The organism is Novosphingobium sp. UBA6272 (assembly GCF_002440635.1).
In the GTDB taxonomy this organism is placed as follows: domain Bacteria; phylum Pseudomonadota; class Alphaproteobacteria; order Sphingomonadales; family Sphingomonadaceae; genus Novosphingobium.
Window position 1 is genome coordinate 282,986 of sequence record NZ_DJUW01000002.1, and the last position, 17,216, is coordinate 300,201.

14 protein-coding genes are annotated in these 17,216 nt (G+C 65.3%); 5 read left to right on the top strand and 9 right to left on the bottom strand.

The window, feature by feature from the left end; genetic code table 11:
• Positions 1–23 precede the first annotated feature (23 nt).
• The 5 genes from B2V17_RS02095 to B2V17_RS02115 are packed head-to-tail and all read left to right on the top strand — an operon-like array spanning position 24 to position 4,180.
• Positions 24–1,733: an asparagine synthase-related protein gene (locus B2V17_RS02095; protein ID WP_292994640.1), complete on the top strand. Its 1,710-nt coding sequence runs from the start codon at positions 24–26 to the stop codon at positions 1,731–1,733.
• A gap of 45 nt (positions 1,734–1,778) precedes the next feature.
• Complete coding sequence (locus B2V17_RS02100) at positions 1,779–1,946, top strand: hypothetical protein (RefSeq protein WP_292994642.1); 168 nt, start codon at positions 1,779–1,781, stop codon at positions 1,944–1,946.
• Positions 1,939–2,463 (top strand): hypothetical protein, encoded by a 525-nt coding sequence (locus B2V17_RS02105; RefSeq protein WP_292994644.1) that lies wholly within the window; start codon positions 1,939–1,941, stop codon positions 2,461–2,463. Before B2V17_RS02100 ends, B2V17_RS02105 begins: the two co-directional genes overlap by 8 nt.
• On the top strand, positions 2,460–3,269 hold the full coding sequence (locus B2V17_RS02110) for a hypothetical protein (RefSeq protein ID WP_292994646.1): 810 nt from the start codon (positions 2,460–2,462) through the stop codon (positions 3,267–3,269). The genes B2V17_RS02105 and B2V17_RS02110 overlap by 4 nt, the downstream gene beginning before the upstream one ends.
• 11 nt (positions 3,270–3,280) lie before the next feature.
• On the top strand, positions 3,281–4,180 hold the full coding sequence (locus B2V17_RS02115; protein ID WP_292994648.1) for a hypothetical protein: 900 nt from the start codon (positions 3,281–3,283) through the stop codon (positions 4,178–4,180).
• Here the strand turns inward: B2V17_RS02115 and B2V17_RS02120 are convergent.
• The 9 genes from B2V17_RS02120 to B2V17_RS02160 all read right to left on the bottom strand — a co-directional run bounded on the left by B2V17_RS02120 (position 4,177) and on the right by B2V17_RS02160 (position 17,191).
• Positions 4,177–5,112, bottom strand: coding sequence for a hypothetical protein (locus tag B2V17_RS02120; RefSeq protein WP_292994650.1), 936 nt, complete (start codon positions 5,110–5,112; stop codon positions 4,177–4,179). The two genes, B2V17_RS02115 and B2V17_RS02120, sit on opposite strands and share 4 nt — an antisense overlap.
• Before the next feature lie 62 nt (positions 5,113–5,174).
• Complete coding sequence (locus tag B2V17_RS02125; RefSeq protein WP_292994652.1) at positions 5,175–7,604, bottom strand: glycoside hydrolase family 3 protein; 2,430 nt, start codon at positions 7,602–7,604, stop codon at positions 5,175–5,177.
• Positions 7,605–7,673: 69 nt separating this feature from the next.
• Entirely contained in the window at positions 7,674–8,864 is a 1,191-nt protein-coding gene (locus tag B2V17_RS02130) for an MFS transporter (protein WP_292994654.1), read from the bottom strand.
• Positions 8,857–9,918, bottom strand: a complete 1,062-nt coding sequence (locus B2V17_RS02135; RefSeq protein WP_292994656.1) for a LacI family DNA-binding transcriptional regulator — start codon at positions 9,916–9,918, stop codon at positions 8,857–8,859. Before B2V17_RS02135 ends, B2V17_RS02130 begins: the two co-directional genes overlap by 8 nt.
• 4 nt (positions 9,919–9,922) lie before the next feature.
• On the bottom strand, positions 9,923–10,864 hold the full coding sequence (locus B2V17_RS02140) for a glycoside hydrolase family 16 protein (protein WP_292994658.1): 942 nt from the start codon (positions 10,862–10,864) through the stop codon (positions 9,923–9,925).
• Positions 10,861–12,363, bottom strand: a complete 1,503-nt coding sequence (locus B2V17_RS02145) for a tryptophan halogenase family protein (protein WP_292994660.1) — start codon at positions 12,361–12,363, stop codon at positions 10,861–10,863. Before B2V17_RS02145 ends, B2V17_RS02140 begins: the two co-directional genes overlap by 4 nt.
• Entirely contained in the window at positions 12,360–13,385 is a 1,026-nt protein-coding gene (locus B2V17_RS02150; protein ID WP_292994662.1) for a cupin-like domain-containing protein, read from the bottom strand. The genes B2V17_RS02145 and B2V17_RS02150 overlap by 4 nt, the downstream gene beginning before the upstream one ends.
• Positions 13,378–14,094: a SapC family protein gene (locus tag B2V17_RS02155; protein ID WP_292994664.1), complete on the bottom strand. Its 717-nt coding sequence runs from the start codon at positions 14,092–14,094 to the stop codon at positions 13,378–13,380. The genes B2V17_RS02150 and B2V17_RS02155 overlap by 8 nt, the downstream gene beginning before the upstream one ends.
• A gap of 118 nt (positions 14,095–14,212) precedes the next feature.
• Positions 14,213–17,191: a TonB-dependent receptor gene (locus B2V17_RS02160; RefSeq protein WP_292994666.1), complete on the bottom strand. Its 2,979-nt coding sequence runs from the start codon at positions 17,189–17,191 to the stop codon at positions 14,213–14,215.
• Positions 17,192–17,216: the final 25 nt, after the last annotated feature.

Here is a 17,216-nt window from a genome sequence, read left to right on the forward strand (position 1 = left end):
GCCCAATATCGACAGTTGAGTGCATGAGCGGAATCACGGCTCTTTGCGATCTGGGCGGTGGCAAACTGCCCGAAGGGGATCTTGCCGCGCTTGGCCTGCGCGAGGTTTCAGCCGGTTTTTCCGGGCAAGCAGTCGATCAGACCCTGCAATCGCTGGCCTGTTCCGCGATCCTGCCCAATCGCCAAACGTTTCTGCTCGGCTGGCCAGCCGGCAGTGAACTCTCGCGTGTTGATACCAACGACCTGGCCAATCCCGCTGATACGATGCGGGCCTTGCTTGATCGCCATGGCGCCGCACTCTCCGAAAAGGTCGATGGGGAATGGCTGCTGCTTGATTGGCAGCCGGGTCGCCTCATCCTTGTCCAATCCCGGGTTCGTCGTGACTGGTTATTTTATGCCCGGCGCGGAGATCGCATCGTCGTCAGCGGTGATCTTGAGCGAATCGCCGAACTGGACTGGATCGGGCGCGAGATCGATCCGCTGGGCTTCGCCGCCGCATTCGGCCGCAGCCCGCTGCGTACGGCCGCGTCGCGGCGAACGGTTGTTCCGGGAGTATGCCGGCTTGAGCCCGGAGAAATGCTGGTTCTGACCCCTGGCGGCGACCAGAGCTTTCGTGCCGCGCTCCCCGCGGTCGAATCATGGCGTGGCAGCTTTGACGATGCGGTTGAGGCGGCGCGGGAATTGCTGCACCGGATCCTGACCGATCGGCTAGCCGTGGCCGGCAAACCGGGGCTGCTGCTGAGCGGCGGACTCGATTCCTCGACCCTGGCGGCGCTGGTCAGCCACGTTGCGGGCGGTGGAAGTGGGTTGACCGCCTTTACGTCGGTCGCGCCGCAGCACGGAGACTTGATCGATGAGCGGGCCGAGGCGGCGGCAGTGGCCGATCGGCTGAATCTGAACCATGCCCCGGTGGTGCCTGACCTGACGACCTCGGTCTATCGGCCTGAAATCGACGCCTATGCGGTGGCCGGTGGGCCTACGCTTTCACCCCGGCATTACCTCTACCGTGCGTTGTGTGCGGCGGCGCGCGATCGCGGCGTGGCAACCCTGTTCGACGGGGCCGCCGGAGAATACACGCTAACCAGTTACGCGCCGCTGCTCGGCCCGCGCTATCGCTTGCGGCAAATGGCCAAGCGGCTGCTGGGCCGTGGCGGCGATCCAACGCTCGGCTCGCTTTATCATGCCCGGCTGGCTCCGCACCGTGCGGCGCAGTTGGACCCGGAAGCGTCCGAACTGGCCCGCCAACACCACTTGCCGCTGGCCGAGCGCCGGCCCGGCGAGGCCTGGGGATGGATGCCGGGATTCCGCAAGATCTGGGAACCGCCGACTTTGCTAAACCTGGGTCTGCGCGGCGAGGTGCCCTATCGCGATCCTCGTCTGCTGGCTTTGTTCGCCGGGTTCCCTGCGCAGTTCCTTGTCCACGACGGTCTCAACCGCGCGCCGGCCCGGGCGATGATGGCCGGGCAGCTGCCCGAAGCAATCCGTTTGCGCCGGACCACCGGAGCCTTCTCGCCCGATTACATGACGCGGATCCGGAGCCAGGCGCCCGCGGCGCTGGAACGATTGTCTGTCTTCCGCAAGGCCGGGGCAGAGGACTGGATCGACCTCGTCTGGCTCGAACAGGCGTTGCAGCAGGTCGGCGCACGGGGCCCGCAGTCGATCTCCGAGGCCTTCGAAGTGCAGCTGACCGCGATGGCTGCCGAATTCCTGGTCTGGTGGCGCGGTGTCGGTTGAATCCGGCCATGGCGCGGTGCTAGGCCGGTCGCGAAAGGGGCCCCGATGAAACTCAGCGCTGCGGAACTGGCCCGGTTCGCCGAACTGGCCGAGCGGCATGGTGCCAACCGGACACGGGCCGTGCCGGGCCAGCCCGGTTGCCGCGAACGACCGCTGTCCTACGTTGCCTTGTTGCACGAACGGCGCAGGGCCCTGGGCCGCGACGATGCTTGATCTCCTCGCCCAAACGGTACTTGCGCTGGTTTGCCTGCTGCTCGTCTGGACGTTGTTCCGCCAGTTCGTGGTTAGCAGCCCCGCCGGCATGGTGCTCGATCAGCTGGCGATCGCCCCGCAATGGAAGTTTTTCGCGCAGACCAGAATCGATGGCCACGCAGAGTTCTTTGATGACATTCACCTCCTGGTCCGCACTTCGCCGGAGGCCGGAAAGCCGAACGACTGGGTTGAGCTTCTCCACTATGGTGAGCGTCCGTTGTGGCACGGAATATGGAATCCGCGCCGTTACAGCCGCAGCCTGATTGTCCAGCATGTGATGACGCTGGCCTTGGCTGAAGACGATCCGGAGCAATCGGCCCGGCCTTCGGCGCTGTGCTATCTCACCGTCCTGCGCTTTGCCCTCGACCGGATGATGCCCGGCCCGGGTGAAGCACTTCAATTCTCGGTCGCCACTACTGGGGGCCGGATCGGGCGCGAACCGAAAGTGCGGTTCCTTTCGGCATGGCATTGCCCATGATTCCGACCGAGACCCTGGTGCGGGCTACTTGCGCGCTGTTCGGCGTGTGGGGCCTGCTTCATGCCGCGCAATGGCTGGCGGATCTGCCGCGCTGGCGTGTGGGTTCGGCAATCGGCTGGGACCTGCAGCGGCTGCGCAAGGGGATCAAGGGGCGCTCGGCACTGGTGGCTGTGCTCTATGGAGAGCGCGGCATGGCGCTCCTCGCGGTGCTGCTTGGTCTGGTCGGACTCGCGCTGGTGGCGCTCCCGCTCGGTCCGGTCACCCCGCTGCTGCTGGCCGTTGCACTGGTCGTTGCCCTTTTGCTTGGGCAGCGTTCGATACCCGATGGCGCTGACAAGATGGCGATGATTGTGGCCGGCGGAGGTTTGTTGCAGACGTTGGGTCTGGCGCTCAACAATGCAACGCTGGTCCTGGCCGGTGCGCTGTGGACTGGGGGACAGCTGACGATCGCCTACTTCGCTGCAGGGGCCAGCAAGGTGATCCTGGCGGACTGGCGCAGCGGCGCGGCTCCGCGCGCGGCGCTGGGTTCCTACATGTGGGGCAACCGGCTCAGCGCCTGGGGCGTGAACCTGCCCGGTGGAGCATTCGCGCTGGCCTGGACAGTCATGCTGCTTGAAATGCTGTTTCCCTTGGCGCTGCTTCTGCCGACCCCCTGGCTGGGGGTGGTGCTGGGCTGCTTCTTCCTGTTCCATGCGGCAATCGCGCTGGTCATGGGGCTTAGCACCTATCCGATCGCCTTTCTTGCCGCCTATCCCTCGGCGATCTGGCTGGGGCAATGGCTGCGCGCCGCTTCTGGTCTAGGTTAGGCAGCGCACCGGTGAGCGAAACTTCCTATCAGGCCGAAGCATTTGGCACCCTGTGGCAGGCCGATCTGCCGCTGCCGTACTTCGATCAGGCGCGGGACGAACGCGCCCGCCCGGCGATCCATATCTCCCGCGCGGCCGCATTGACCGATCGTCCGGTTCTGGCCCGGCGCAGCCGCGGGGCGGTCCATACCGGCGGCTTTCGCTTCGTCTGGGGCGATGAAGTGACCTTCGATTTCCATGCGCCAGACCGGATCCTGTACCTGCCCGGACCGGCCTGGCGGGGCACGCTGCCCGACTGCTTCTACTCTACCGTGGCGGCTTTGGCCTCGGCCTGGAACGGGCGTTTGCCGCTTCACGCCAGCGCGATCGAATGGCGCGGGCAGGGCTTTCTGCTGGCGGGCAAGGCCGGATCGGGCAAATCGACCTTGGCGGCAGAATTGCTGAGCCATGGCGCACGGCTGATCGGCGATGACCTGACCGTTCTCGCGACTACCGGAACAGGTTTCACCGTGCTGCCGGGCCGGCCAGCGATGCGGCTTCATCCCGCCAGCGCCGCGGCGCTGGCCACGCTTTCCTGTGAGGAAGTGCCGGAGGATCCGCGGGGCAAATTGCTGGTCCGGCCAAAGGCGCGCTGTGAGCTGGCCGAAGTGCCATTGGCCGGGGTCATCCTGATCGGCGGACACCATGGCCGGCTCTCTCCGGCCCAGGCCCTGCGACTTCTCCCGCCGCATCAGTTCCGGCCGCGTTGGTCAGAGGTGCTACCCGGCCACGGTCAGCGCCGGGCCTGGCTGCTCGCATTGGCTAGCACCATCCCGGTTGCGGGGTTCCCGTCGTTGGCCGGCTTCGACGATGATGCACGGGTGGAGCGGCTGACTGTGGCGACGGCCTTGTTGGACGAACTGACAGTCTAAAGCGCAATCAGGTCGGTCGGCGGCCCATCGAGTTCGATCCGTTCGCGTGGGAAAAGGTCCGGGCCGAGCACGACCAGCGTCCCGCGCAGCCCGTCGCGCGCCTCGCGCGGGCCGAAAGTAGAGACGCCCACAGCCATCCGGTCCCGCGAAAAGGCGATGCCCCGGGTCATCCGCTCGGTATCGATAGTCAGCCGCGTCCCGTCGAGGCTGGCGATCTCGCCGCTCATCGATGCACAATACCATGTCCGCCCGGCGGGATCGGTGGCAAGGTCGTGGCAGGCGTGGCCTTCCAGCGGCATGCGCTCGGTCACGCGCCAGTCATCATCGAGCCAGGCGATCTCGCTGGGCCGGGCTGGCCGGGCCTTGCCGTTGTGGAGCAGCACGGCCAGCCGCCCGCCAATCCGGGCAATCGAATTGATATGGAGGTAGGCGCCGCTGCTGTCCTGGATATCCGCGTGCGGAAACAGCTGCCGGTTGTCGATCGGTCGTCCTGCTGGATTGAAGCGCAAGACAGCTTGGTTTGCCGTATCGACCAGACAAACCAATCCATCAATCATACGCACCTGATGGCAATTGCCATCAAGGCCCTTTGCGAGCACCTGGGGTGCACCTAGCTGCCCCTCGGCTATCCGCAGCTTTAGCAAGCGGCCCAGCCCGGACCAGCGATCGCGCAGGCCGCAGTTCTCGAACAGGTACAGCGCGTCGCCGTCGCGGCAGATCCCGAAGAACCAGCCGTGGATCGCGAGCCTGGCCGCACCGTCTCCAACCGCAAAGACCCCGCGCGGAGAAGCGACGAGCCATTCGGCCCCGGTCAGATCAGGATCGGCGATCCGGACTTCGTCGGTCTCATAGGCCTTACGCGCCAGGGCGCTGCGGATCGCCCGCAGGCGGTCCGGATCGAAGTTCGGGTCGGCAGGGGGGCTGGCGGCCATCGGCCGTGCCTAGCAGAACGGTCCGGCCAAGGCCAAACCCCTCTGCTCAGATCAGTACCAGCTCAACCCGCCTTGCGCGGACAGGGGATTGCAGGCCCTGCATGATCGATCCGGGCGGTGCGTATGGTCATGCCAAAGCCCATGGCGGCCTCGATCCGCAGCGGCTGGCCGACACTGGCGAGCTTCGCCCCGGCCTGCGCAAAGCAGCGCAGCGGGATCCGGGTCTGCAGCACGGTTCCGGGCTTGCTCCGCCGCAGCATGGGGGTCAGGTCGAGCTTGGCTCCGCCCAGCGTCAGATGGACCGGGCTGCGGCCAAGACGATCGATCCGCCAATCGAGCAACAGGGTTTCGCCTTGTTGTGCGCGGGCGGACAGGTCGACCGGGTTGCCCTCAAGTGACAGCGCGCCGCGGCCCGACCAGGTGAACTGCCGGGCGTCTTCCTGCGCCGAAAGATCGACCGCGCGCACCGCGATCGACCCGTCGTTGGACAGGTGCCAGGGCGCCAGCGCCTTGCCCCGAACGAAGAACGAGGTGGCGGTGTTGTAGGCCGAGAGGTCGATCCGGGGATCCTCGTTGACTCGCCCGGGACCCGATGCATCGCCATAGCGCAAGCCGTAGCCCAGCGGGAACAGCGGCTGCGCAATGGGTGAGCGGGCATCGGCCGGCCAGGGGAAGGAGAGCCGTCCGGTAAAGCCGCGCAGCGGCTGGCCATCGGCGCGCGCCACCAGCACATCGGCCACGCCTTCGCCCTGGCTGCCCGGAAGCCAGGCGGCGACGAAGGCATCGGCGCGGTTGATCAGCGATCCGGTGAACAGCGGCCGCCCTGACAGGAACACCACGACCACCGGGATGCCCTGCGCCTTGAGCCGCGCGACCAGTGCTCCTTCGCCGTGCTGTTCGGCGAATGCCAGATGCGGAATGTCGCCCTGGAATTCGGCATAGGGGGTCTCGCCCATCACCACGATCGCGACGTCGGGCTTCGCGGAAAAACTGCCGTCAGCCGAGATTGCGGCCTGTCCGCCGGCCGCGCCGACGGCCGAGACGATGGCCTTGCCGATCGTGTTACCGCGCGGATAATCGGCCGCCTTGGTGTCAGTGCCTTGCCAGGTGATCGTCCAGCCGCCGGCCTGCATCGCCATGTCATCCGCGCCCGGACCGGCTACCAGGACCTTCGATCCCGGTTTCACCGGCAGCAGGCCGCCTTCGTTTTTCAGCAAGACCAGCGATTTCGCCACGGCCTCGCGCGCCACGGCCAGATGATCAGGCGCGCCAACCAGCGCCGGATTGCCGCGGGCGACGGTCTGTTCACCCATCAGTCCAAGCTTGAACTTGACCCGCAGGATCCGCCGCACGGCATCGTTGAGCCGGGCCAGCGGGATCCGCCCATCGCGCGCGGCCCGCAAGGTCGAGGCGTAGAGGCCCTTCCAGCTGTCGGGCGCCATGTAGAGATCAAGCCCCGCGTTGATCGCGGCCGGGCAATCGGTGGCCGTGCAACCGGGCACCTGGCCGTGGCCGTTCCAGTCCCCCACCACCAGCCCGGCAAAGCCCATTCGCCCCTTGAGTACGTCGGTCAGCAAGTAATGGCTGCCATGGTGCTTGACCCCGTTCCAGCTGGAAAAGCTGGCCATCACAGTCAGTGCCCCGGCGTCGATCGCCGCAGGATAGCCGGCGGCGTGGATCCGGACCAGGTCTTGTTCCGATAGGCGGGCATCGCCTTGGTCGCGGCCTTCGACCGTCCCCCCATCGGCGAGAAAATGCTTGGCCGTTGCCGCCACCCGGTTAGCCGGAAGCGGCTTTCCGGAAACGAGCTCGCCCTGCAGGCCGAGGGTCATGGCCCGTCCATAGCTCGCGACCAGCGCCGGATCGGAGGAATAGCCTTCGTAAGCGCGGCCCCAGCGCAGATCCTGCGGCACCGCCAAAGTGGGCGCGAAGGTCCATTCGATCCCGCTTCCGGCGATCTCGGCAGCAGTCACCGCGCCGATCCGCTGGACCAGTTCGGGATCGTGCGCCGCGCCCAGGCCGACATTGTGTGGAAACAAAGTCGCGCCCGGCAGGTTGTTGTGGCCGTGAACCGCATCGATCCCGAACAGGATCGGAATGCCCGCCCCGTGATTTTGCGAAGCGGCGCGGAACTCGCCGACCAGCCGCGCCCACTTGGCAGCATCGGCCCGTTCATCGCCATAAGGTCCGGAATTGCCACCGGCCAGGATCGAGCCCAGGGGATAGGTGGCGAGATCGGCGGGGGTGATGGAACCGATATCGGCCTGGATGATCTGGCCGACCTTCTGTTCCAGCGTCATCCCGGCAATCAGGGCGTCGATCCGGGTCTCGGTTGCCGCGTCGCTCAGCGAGGCGGGGCTTTTCGCCGTCGGCCACAGTTCGAGCTGCATTGCTGCTGCCGGTACCGCCTGGGCCAGGCTCGCGCCGCCCAGTATTGCCGCACTGCCGCCCAGCGCGATTGCAATCGCCGCAAAAGCCGAATTCAAACGCATCTCACCCACCCGGAACTTTCTTGTGAACGTTCTCATGACACGATGCGACGCCGAAATCAAGCCAGCGGTTCAGTCCTTCGGAATCAGGGTGAGCAGCAGGACGGCAGCGGCAAAAGCCAGGCCGGCCAGGATGAGGAACAGCGCCTGATAACCGAACAGCGGGACCAGTGCGATTGCCAGCCAGGGCATGATCAGCGACGGCACGGTGTTGGTCAGGTTGAACAGCCCCAGATCGCGGCCCCGGCGCTCGGGCCGGGGGAGGATCCGCAGGGTTTGCGAGGAGTGGAGCGAGAGGAACACCGCACTGGCCAGCCCGAACAGGGCATAGGCCAGCGTTGCCCAGCCAAGCCCTGGCGCCAGCGCCATGCCCAGCAGGCCTGCCGCCGATCCGAAAGCTGCCACCAGCAGCGGCGCGATCGGCCGGTCGACCCGGTCTGACCAGCGCCCGGCCGCCAGTGCCACCGGGATCGAAACCAGCATGATCGCGCTGAACAGTCGGGCAGTCTGATTTTCGCCGACACCCGGTTCGAGACTGCGGAGCCAGAACAGCAGATAGGCAAACAGGGTGGCTTCGGCGATCTGCACGGCCAGCCGGGCCAGCCACATCCGCACCACCGCGCGCCGCGAAGACGCCTGCACGGGTTCGGGCGGTAGCGGCGTGATCGGAGTGGGGGCCGGAGCGCTGCGCGGGGCCAGCACCAGCACCGGGATAAGGCATGCCGCGGCCATCGCTGCAACCACCGTCAACCGCTGCTCAGACTGGGCCAGACCGGGCTGGGTGACGATCGCTCCGGCAAGCGCGCCTGCCCCTGGAGCGAAAGCCATCAGGCCACCAAGCAGACCCTTGCGGCGGTCCGGCACCCTGTCGCCGGCCCAGGCCGACAAGGGCCCGAGCATCATGTTGAGCGCCAATTGCCAGGCCCCGACGGCGGCGATCAGCCCGGGCAGGGTGGTCGCCTTTCCGATCAGCGGCAGCAGCAGGCAGGACAGGGCCAGCCCCGCCGCGATCCAGGCGCGGCGGTGCTTGGTCAGGTCGGAAAGATATCCGAACAGGATGTTGCCGGCAGACGCCGCCAGCGCGCCGACCAGCGCGATCTGCGCCAGCCAGGCCACCCCGGCGTCATTGCCGGCCAGGGCCGCAACGCGGCTGGGCAGCAGAATGGTCAGCAACGGGGTATAGGCGATCGCTCCGCCGGCCCAGGCCAGCGCATAAAGCAGGATGAACCGGTCGGTCGAAACCGAAGCGGGCTGGTCAGTCACGCTTGGCGACCGGCGGCACGACTGAGCCGCGCTCGACCATCGCCGCCGAGATCACGGTCAGCACCTTGGGCGGCTGCTCGCCCTTCTGGGCGGCAATGATCAGTTCCACCGCCTTGGACGCGGTGGCGGCGATCGGCTGGTCCACCGCGGTCAGCGGCGGCTGGGTGAAATGAACCAGCGGGGTATTGTCAAAGCTGATCAGCGACAGTTGATCCGGCACAGCGATCCCGCGTTGGCGCGCAACTTCAAGGGTTGCGAGCGCCATCTGGTCGTTGCTGGCGATGATCGCGGTTGGCGGCACGTCCGCATCGAGCAAGGCCCGCGCTGCCCGTTCGCCCGAGGCATAGGAAAAGTCCCCCTGGGCCAGCAGCCCAGCGGTATTATGGCCGGCGGCTTGCATTTCGGCCTGCCACCCGTCGACCCGCCAGCCGCTCAGTTCATATTCGCTCGAACCGGCGATGAAGCCGATGCGGCTGTGGCCGCGCGCCAGCAAATAACGGGTCGCGGTCCGGGCCGAGCCTTCGTCGTCCATCGAAACCGGGATGCCCTTGCCGTTCTGCTTCGAGCCGATCCGCACGAACGGAAGGTTCTGCTCCGCCAGCAGATCGACGATCTGGGCATTGTCGGAATGCGGCGGGGTCAGGATGATCCCGTCGGGCTGAAGCGCGGCAATCGCGCCGAGCAGCTCGCGTTCGACGTGGTCGGAATGGGTGTCGACCAGCTCGAAGATCATCCGGTAGCCATGCTCGGCGCATTTGAGCATGCCGCCCAGCAGCATCTGATCAACCCAGTCGGTCCCCTGGCGGGCCTGCCAATCGGCAATCGTGCGTTCGCGGTCGTTGATCGCCAGGATCAGATAGCTGCGCGATCCGCTCATCCGCTGGGCCGCGATCGAAGGGACATAGCCCAGCCTGTCGATCGAGGCCTGGACCCGCTCCTTCATTTCCGGACGGACGTTCGGTTCGTTGTTGATGACGCGGCTGACGGTCTGCAGCGAAACGCCGGCATCGGCGGCCACATGCTTGATCGTTACAGCCTGGCGGCGACGTGCCATGCCCCTACTTGTCCCCCGCGCCGGATGCGCCCGCGCCAGCGGTAGCGACAGTCGGGCCCTTTTGCCAGACGCGAACCCAATCGATTTCCATCCGCTTGGGATAGCCATCGAGCCGGACCCCGCCGAGGCCCCGCCCTTCGGGCAGCTTGCCGCCGATCGCAAGGTTGAGGATCAGGTGAAACGGCCGGTCGAACGGTGCGCCCGGTGTCTTCGATCCGGTGGTCGACCACTTCTCGGCGGTCTGCTCGGCATAGACCTTGCCATCAACCAGCCAGACGATCCGGTCCGCCTGCCATTCGACCGTATAGGTATGAAACCCTTCCAGCACTTCGGGATAGGCAATCTCGGTGCTGGCCAGCTTGTTGTTCGGCCACTTGGCCCCGAAATGGATCGTGCCGAGGATCGTGTTTTCGCGTCCGCCGGGGCACTTGGCGCAAGGCACGCCGAGGTTCACCGCCTCAAGGATGTCGATCTCGCCCGATGCGGCCCAGGGGCCGTAGCTGGCCTTCTCCGGCAGCATCCAGATCGCCGGCCAGGTGCCCTGTCCCTGGGGCAGTCTGGCGCGGACTTCGATTCGGCCATAGGTCCAGGCGGCCTTGCCGCGGGTGGTCAGCCGGGCCGAGGAGAAGTTGCGGGTCGCCTCGGCATTGGGCGTGGCAGAGAACCGGCGCTGTTCCGGCGGTAGCGCCGGGCCGGTGGTCCGCTCGTTGCGGGCGGTGATCACCAGTTTGCCGTCTTCGATCGCGGCGTTGCGCTCGCTGCGGGTGTAGCACTGGTGCTCATCATTGCCGCCGCCCCAGCAATCGACATCGAAGCCCCATTTGCGTTTGTCGATCGTGGCCGCGTCGAACTCGTCGGCCCAAACCAGCGTCCAGCCGTCCTCTCCGGCATGGGCCGGGGTTGTCGCGGCCAGTAGCGCGGCAATGGCAATCGCGCGACGCTTCATGCCGCCACCTTGTCATCCGCCGCTGCGCAATAGCTGGCGATATAGTCCTGGTGGCTCGGCAATCCGGCCACGGTCTTGCTGACCATGTCGCGCAACGAGCCGAGGAAATGATCGAGCTCTTCCGGGCGCAGCTTGCCCGCGATCGGGTGATAGGCCTGCGGCATGATCCCTTGGCCCAGCATGACCTGGATCCAGCTGTTCTCGGCAAACAGCTCCTCGTTCTTGCGGAACACCCGCCCGGTCTCGCGGAACAGTTCGATCTTCTGCTCCAGACTTTCGGGCACCGCCATGCTGGCGCATTGCCGCCAGAACGGGCTGTCGCGGCGTTCGGTCACCTTGTAGTGCAGGATCAGGAAGTCGCGGATCTGCTCCATGTCGGCGAACTGCTGTTCGTTGAATTCGGTCACGTCGCGCTGGCTGACCCGGCCGCTCGGCAACATCCGGATCAGCCGCAGTACCGCGCGCTGAATGAGATGGATCGAGGTCGATTCAAGTGGTTCCATGAACCCGCCCGAGAGGCCCACTGCGACGCAGTTCCTGTGCCACTGCTTGCGCCGTACCCCGGTGACATAGCGAATGAAATTCGGCTCGGTCAGGGTCTGGCCCTCCACCGTGCTAAGCAGGCGCTCAAGCGCGGCATCCTTGCCCAGATAGCGGCTGCAATAGACGATCCCGTTGCCCTGGCGGTGCTGCAGCGGAATCCGCCACTGCCAGCCGGCATCGTGGGCGATGGCGCGGGTGTAGGGCACCGGCGGACGGACACTGGCAGTCTGGATCGCGATCGCGCTGTCACAGGGCAGGTAATGGGTCCAGTCGTCGAACCCGGCATGCAGCGCACCCTCAATCAGCAGCGCGCGAAAACCGGTGCAATCGAGGAACAGGTCGCCTTCGATCCGGCGATCACCATCCAGGCGCAGCGCGGCGATTTCGCCGGTTTCGCCGTTCAGTTCGACTTCGCTGATCCGGCCCTCGATCCGCTTTGCGCCCTCACCCTCGGCGCGCTTGCGCAGGAAGGCGGCATAAAGCGCGGAATCGAGCTGGTAGGAATAGTTCATCTTGTCTTCGGGCAAGTGCGCGAACTTGCCCTCCAGCGCAGCCTTCAGTTCCAGACAGTAATCGTCGTAGCTGTGCGCATGGCCGTGCTGCAGGCCACGCAACCAGAAGTGCTGGAACCCGGCCGACCAGTGATCCTTGCCCGCCGCGCCGAAGGAGTGGAAATAGCTCTCGCCCACATCCTTCCAGTTCTCGAATTTGATCCCCAGCTTGAAGGTCGCCTGGGTCGCGCGCATGAATTCGGCCTCGCCGATCCCGAGCAGGCGGTTGAACAGCAGCAGCGGCGGGATCGTGCTTTCGCCCACGCCGATCGTCCCGATCGCGTCGGATTCGACCAGGGTCAGGTCGATCACGCTGCCCAGTGTGTTCGATAGTGCCGCAGCCGCCATCCAGCCGGCCGTGCCGCCGCCGGCAATCACTACGCGCAGCTTGCTCTGGGGGGTCATCGCGAAAGTCCTCTCAGCAGTTTGGCCTTGATCCGGCCGGCGGTATCGGGAGTCAGTGGGGCGAGCACCCCGCGGGCGGCTTCCGGCAGGTGCGCGGCGGCATCTACGCCGCCGGAAAATACGTAGTGTTCGAACAGGTCGCGCCAGCGCCGGCGATCAGCATCGGGCAGGTCGCGGATCGCCAGGACGGCGTTGTAGAGCGCATCCTCGGGCTGACCCAGGAAGGCCGGAACATCGCGCCACCAGTAATTGACCAGCAGGTTGAACGGGGCGAGCCCTTCGACATGGTGCCACCACAGCGAGGGCACGAACACCGCGTCGCCCGGCTCAAGCTCGGCTATCTGCGCGCTTGCCAGGGCTGCGGCGAAGCGCGGATAGGCCGCCAGATCGGGCTGGTGAAGGTCAACCATCGAAACCGGACGGCCGCCGGGATTGTGCTCGAGCGGGCCGGGATAGAGGTTTGCGAACTGTTCGGGCGGGAACAGCGTGAAGCGCCGCTTGCCGGCCGCGCAGACCGCCAGATTGTCAGGCACGTCATTGTGTGCGGCGATTCGGGTGCGGCTGCCGATCCAGATCGAGGCGATCGGACGGCGGTCGCCCAGCGGCAGGTTGTTCGCCTCTCCCAGCCCTGCAAAGAAGGCATCGATGTCGATCGAGGAGAGGTAAACGGTCGGCGCAGCCGGATCGGCCTCGGCCCGTTCCAGCGCGGTCAGCCAATGGCCGAGCGGGGCCTGACTCATGCCGAAATTCATTTGCATCGCGCCATCATAGAACAGGCGCTCGTCTCCGCCCTGATGGGCGACACTGGCCGGGAAGGAGCGGTCCCGCGCGCGCTCGGCAAGATAGCTCCTCGCCGAAGCGCTGCCGGCCAGCGAAGCCTTTACCAGTGGCCAGTGCGCAGCCAGCCCGCGCACTACGAACGGTTCGCGCGCGCCGGCCAGCGCCGAATCAAGCTCGCCTTGCTCAAGCGCGCGTTCGGCAACGCGCGGCAGCGCGGCCAGATGGGGCGGTGCCTCAGCCATGGCTCCGGCGGTTCTTGCGCCGCACCAGCTTGCCGAGATTGCCGAGCGAGGCCAGCGCCATGTACAGCGGCATCAGATGCCCGGCGGCGCTCAGTTCGGCGAGGATGCCGGGCTCGAGCGCGGAGAGGCGCTCTTCGTTGACCAGGTGATAGCCGACCATCCGGTGCATCGCGCCGCTGTCCAGGGTCACGTCCATCGAGAACGCTTCGAGCAGGTCGTAGCGCTTGCAGGCGGCGAAGAAATCGTCGCTGGCGCGGTAACCCTCGTCCAGCGCGCCAAGCATCTCGATCACCTGTTCGAGATAGGGCGTCGGCTGGCCATCGGCATCGAATACTGCCGCTCCGCTGCCGTCGGTAGCGATCCGGGGATGGGCCATGTCGATGTGGACCTGGGCGGCGGCTTCGCCCGTGTCGGGGCGACCGATCAGGAACGGCTGGACCGATTGGGCCAGCGGCCTCACCGCGGCATCCCAGTGGCCACCTTCAAGGTAGAGATTTTCGCCAGCTTCGAAGCCGAACAGGGCCAGTGCCGAATAGGCCCCGCGTTCGGCGTCATAGCGGAACAGGATCGGATATTCGCAGGCCAGCCGCCGGAATTCGGCAGGTATCGCCAGGCAGGCATTGACCCCGTCGCCCAGCGCCGGGCCAGCATCGGTCCTGATCCGTAGCTGGGCATGGTCGGCCGGGTTGAGGATCTGGTGCTTGCTCATGGTTGGTCCTGTCCCTTGCCGCTGTCGTTTTACGCATCGGCCTCATACAGATCGAGAGCCGCTTCCGGTACAGAAGCGACTCTCGATCATTTACCCCGTGCAGATCAAGTCTGCTGCGTCAGAAGTTGACGCGCAGCCCCGCCGCATAGCGAGCATAACCCGGTGCCGCGAAGAACACTGTCTGATCGTTGCGCATATGGCCGCTACGATCGGCATTGGTTACGTTGATCCCTTCGGCGAACACGGTCATGCCCTTGCGGAATTCCCAGCTCGCGCTGACATCGAACTGCCCATAGGGGTTGATGTAGTAAGGATCGAGGCCATAGCCTGACAGGAACTCGTCGCGCCAGTTGTAGGCGACGCGGAACTGGATACCGTTCTTGTCATAGTAAAGCACCGCGTTGGCGCTGTCGCTGGCTCCGTTCACCGCAAACTGGGTAACGGTGTAGCGCTGTGCATTGTCATATTTGGTATCGCTCTTGACGATCGTGTAGTTCAGGATCGCGCCGAAGCCGGTGTCCCAGAACGAATGCTGGATGGCGAATTCCCAGCCCTGCAGCCTGGCCGTCTGGGTGCTGTTGATCGGACGATCATAGGTGAATATCACCGCAGGATCGCCTGGCTGCCCAAGAATTCCGCGCGGTACGCCGCCAATGAATTCAACGACGCTGGGGTTGTTGACTGCCAGCCAGGCCAGGATCTGGGCATGGCCGGGGTTACCGCCCAAGGCTGTCCGGGCAGCAGCAACGGCCGCGCCCTGCGCCGGGTTGGTCAAATCGAAGAACGGCTGTTGCACCGTGGAATTGGCGATGAAGTTCTCAACGCCCTTGTTGAAATATCCCACCGAAATGTAGCTGTCCCGGCCGTAGTACCACTCCGCCGAAGCATCGATGTTCTTCGACTTGTAGGGCAGCAGGCCCGGATTGCCGCTGGCCGCGGTGCTGCCGCCATTGGGACGCAGCGGCTGGTTGATCGTGATCCCGCCTTGCATCCGGCCATAGTCGGGCCGGGTGATGGTGTGGCTGTAAGATGCACGCAGCTTGACGTTGTCGATCGGAGAAATGTCCAGGTCGATCGCGGGCAACCAGTTCTGGTAATGACCCTTGGTCGATTCCGCCAATTGCCCACCGCCAAAGATCAGGCCGATTTCGTTGTCAGCTGTCCAGCTCGTGCCAGTCGGAATCCCCGTGCCGGCCGAAGAGCTGATAATGGTGTCCTCATAACGCAGACCGAGACGCAGATGCGCTTCACCCGCGCCCAGATCGAACGAATGGGTGGTCTGGATATAAGGTGCAATGGTCTTTTCCTGGATCCTTCGATCGGCCGTGAATTCCGCCAGACAGGTCCCCGGAATGGCGTCGCCAACCCACGAGTTGCTGCAGACGCCGATCTGGCTTTCCAGCAAGGTGATCAGCCCGACCGTGTCGATCTGGAAGTAGTTCGGAATGATTCCGTTGGCATTCGATCCCGACATCCCGGCGAGCCGGTCCGGCAGGCCGGTCAGGGTGTACAGGCTGTCCGGTGTAGCCGCTGCGGACAGGGTGCCGCCCCAGCTGTCGGACTGGAGGAAGCCATAGGCCGAACGGACCTTGTTCTCGGTATAGGTTACCCCGAAATCGAGGCTGTCGATCAAACCGTCGTTGAAATCATAGCCGCCGCGCATCGAGACTTCGTTGATTTCGTCCTTCATGTAGGCATTGCGGAAGGCGTTGCCGGCCGGACGGATGTTCGAAGCGGTGAGCGCCGCGCTCGGATACATGGTGACCGAGATCACCGGCATGTCGCTGGTGAAATCGACCCGCTGGTTCTGCACACCGAAGATCGCGCTGCCGACCGCGATGTTGCTGCCATAGGGCGAATTCGGCTTGCTTTCCGCGGTCGAGTGGTGGCCGTCGAGTTCGAAGTGCAGCCCGCTGTCGCCCTTCCAGCTGAGGTTGCCGCCGAGAGACTTGTTGATCGAGCGGTTCTTGGCCACGGCCCCGGTAATCGCGAGATCTTTGCCTTCGCCCGGCCCAAAAGCCTCGGCATAGAAGTTCGGGCCGGCAGCAGGGCCGTTGGTCCAGCTGCTCGAAGTCTGGTTGTGGTTGAACCACACCCCGATGCTGTTGGTGCGGGCATCGATGGTGTTCTGCGAATAAGTGTAGTCGATCACCGCCGAGAGGGTTTCGGTCGGCTTGAACTGCAACACGACCTGGCCGTTGATCCGCTCGCGCTCGATATCGGTGAAATCGTAGCCGGCGTTCTGGGTCACCTGATAGACCGTTGTGGCGTTCGGGCGGTTCTGTGTCTGGGCGAAGTTGCCGCGCCAGTCATTGGCGTCGACCGGCAGCGAGCCCCAATTGTTTTCATTGCCGAGATAGCCTTCGCGCCAGCCGGCATTGAACTGCGCCAGGCTTGCCTTGCGCTTCTGGTAGGAGCCGGTGACCAGGATGCCGATCTTGTCGTCATAGAAGGTCTGGCTGAGTATGCCCGACACTTCCGGAGTGATATTGGTGCCTTCAAAGGTGTGGTCGTATACGCCCTTGACGCCAATGCTGCCCTGAAAGCCAGGACGGTCCAGCGGACGCGGGGTCTTGATGTTGATGACCGAACCGATCCCGCCAGTCGGCAGCGAGGCGCGGCCCGACTTGTAGATTTCGACCCCGGCAACACCTTCGGCGGCGAGGTTGGCAAAGTCGAACGAGCGCGAAGCCGGTGCTTCGCAGCAACTGCCCAGGCCCGAGGCCGGCATCTGGCGGCCATTGAGCAGCACCAGATTGAAATCGGGGCCGAAGCCGCGAACCGTAACCTTCGAGCCTTCGCCGCTGTTGCGATCAATCGACACGCCGGTGATGCGCTGCAGCGATTCGGCCAGGTTGGTATCGGGGAACTTGCCGATGTCTTCGGCAGAAATGGCATCGACAACACCGATCGAACTGCGCTTGGTGTCCATTGAGCTGCGCAGCGAGGCGCGGATCCCGGTGACCACGATTTCCGCCTCGGAATCATCTGCAGCTGCAACTTCTTGCGCCACAGCGGGCTGCGCTGCGACGCCCAGCGCCAAGGCCGATGCGCCCAACATCATCCGGTCGAGCACAGGTCTGCGGATAGCCTTCATTCGCGATTCCCTCCCAAAATTGCGT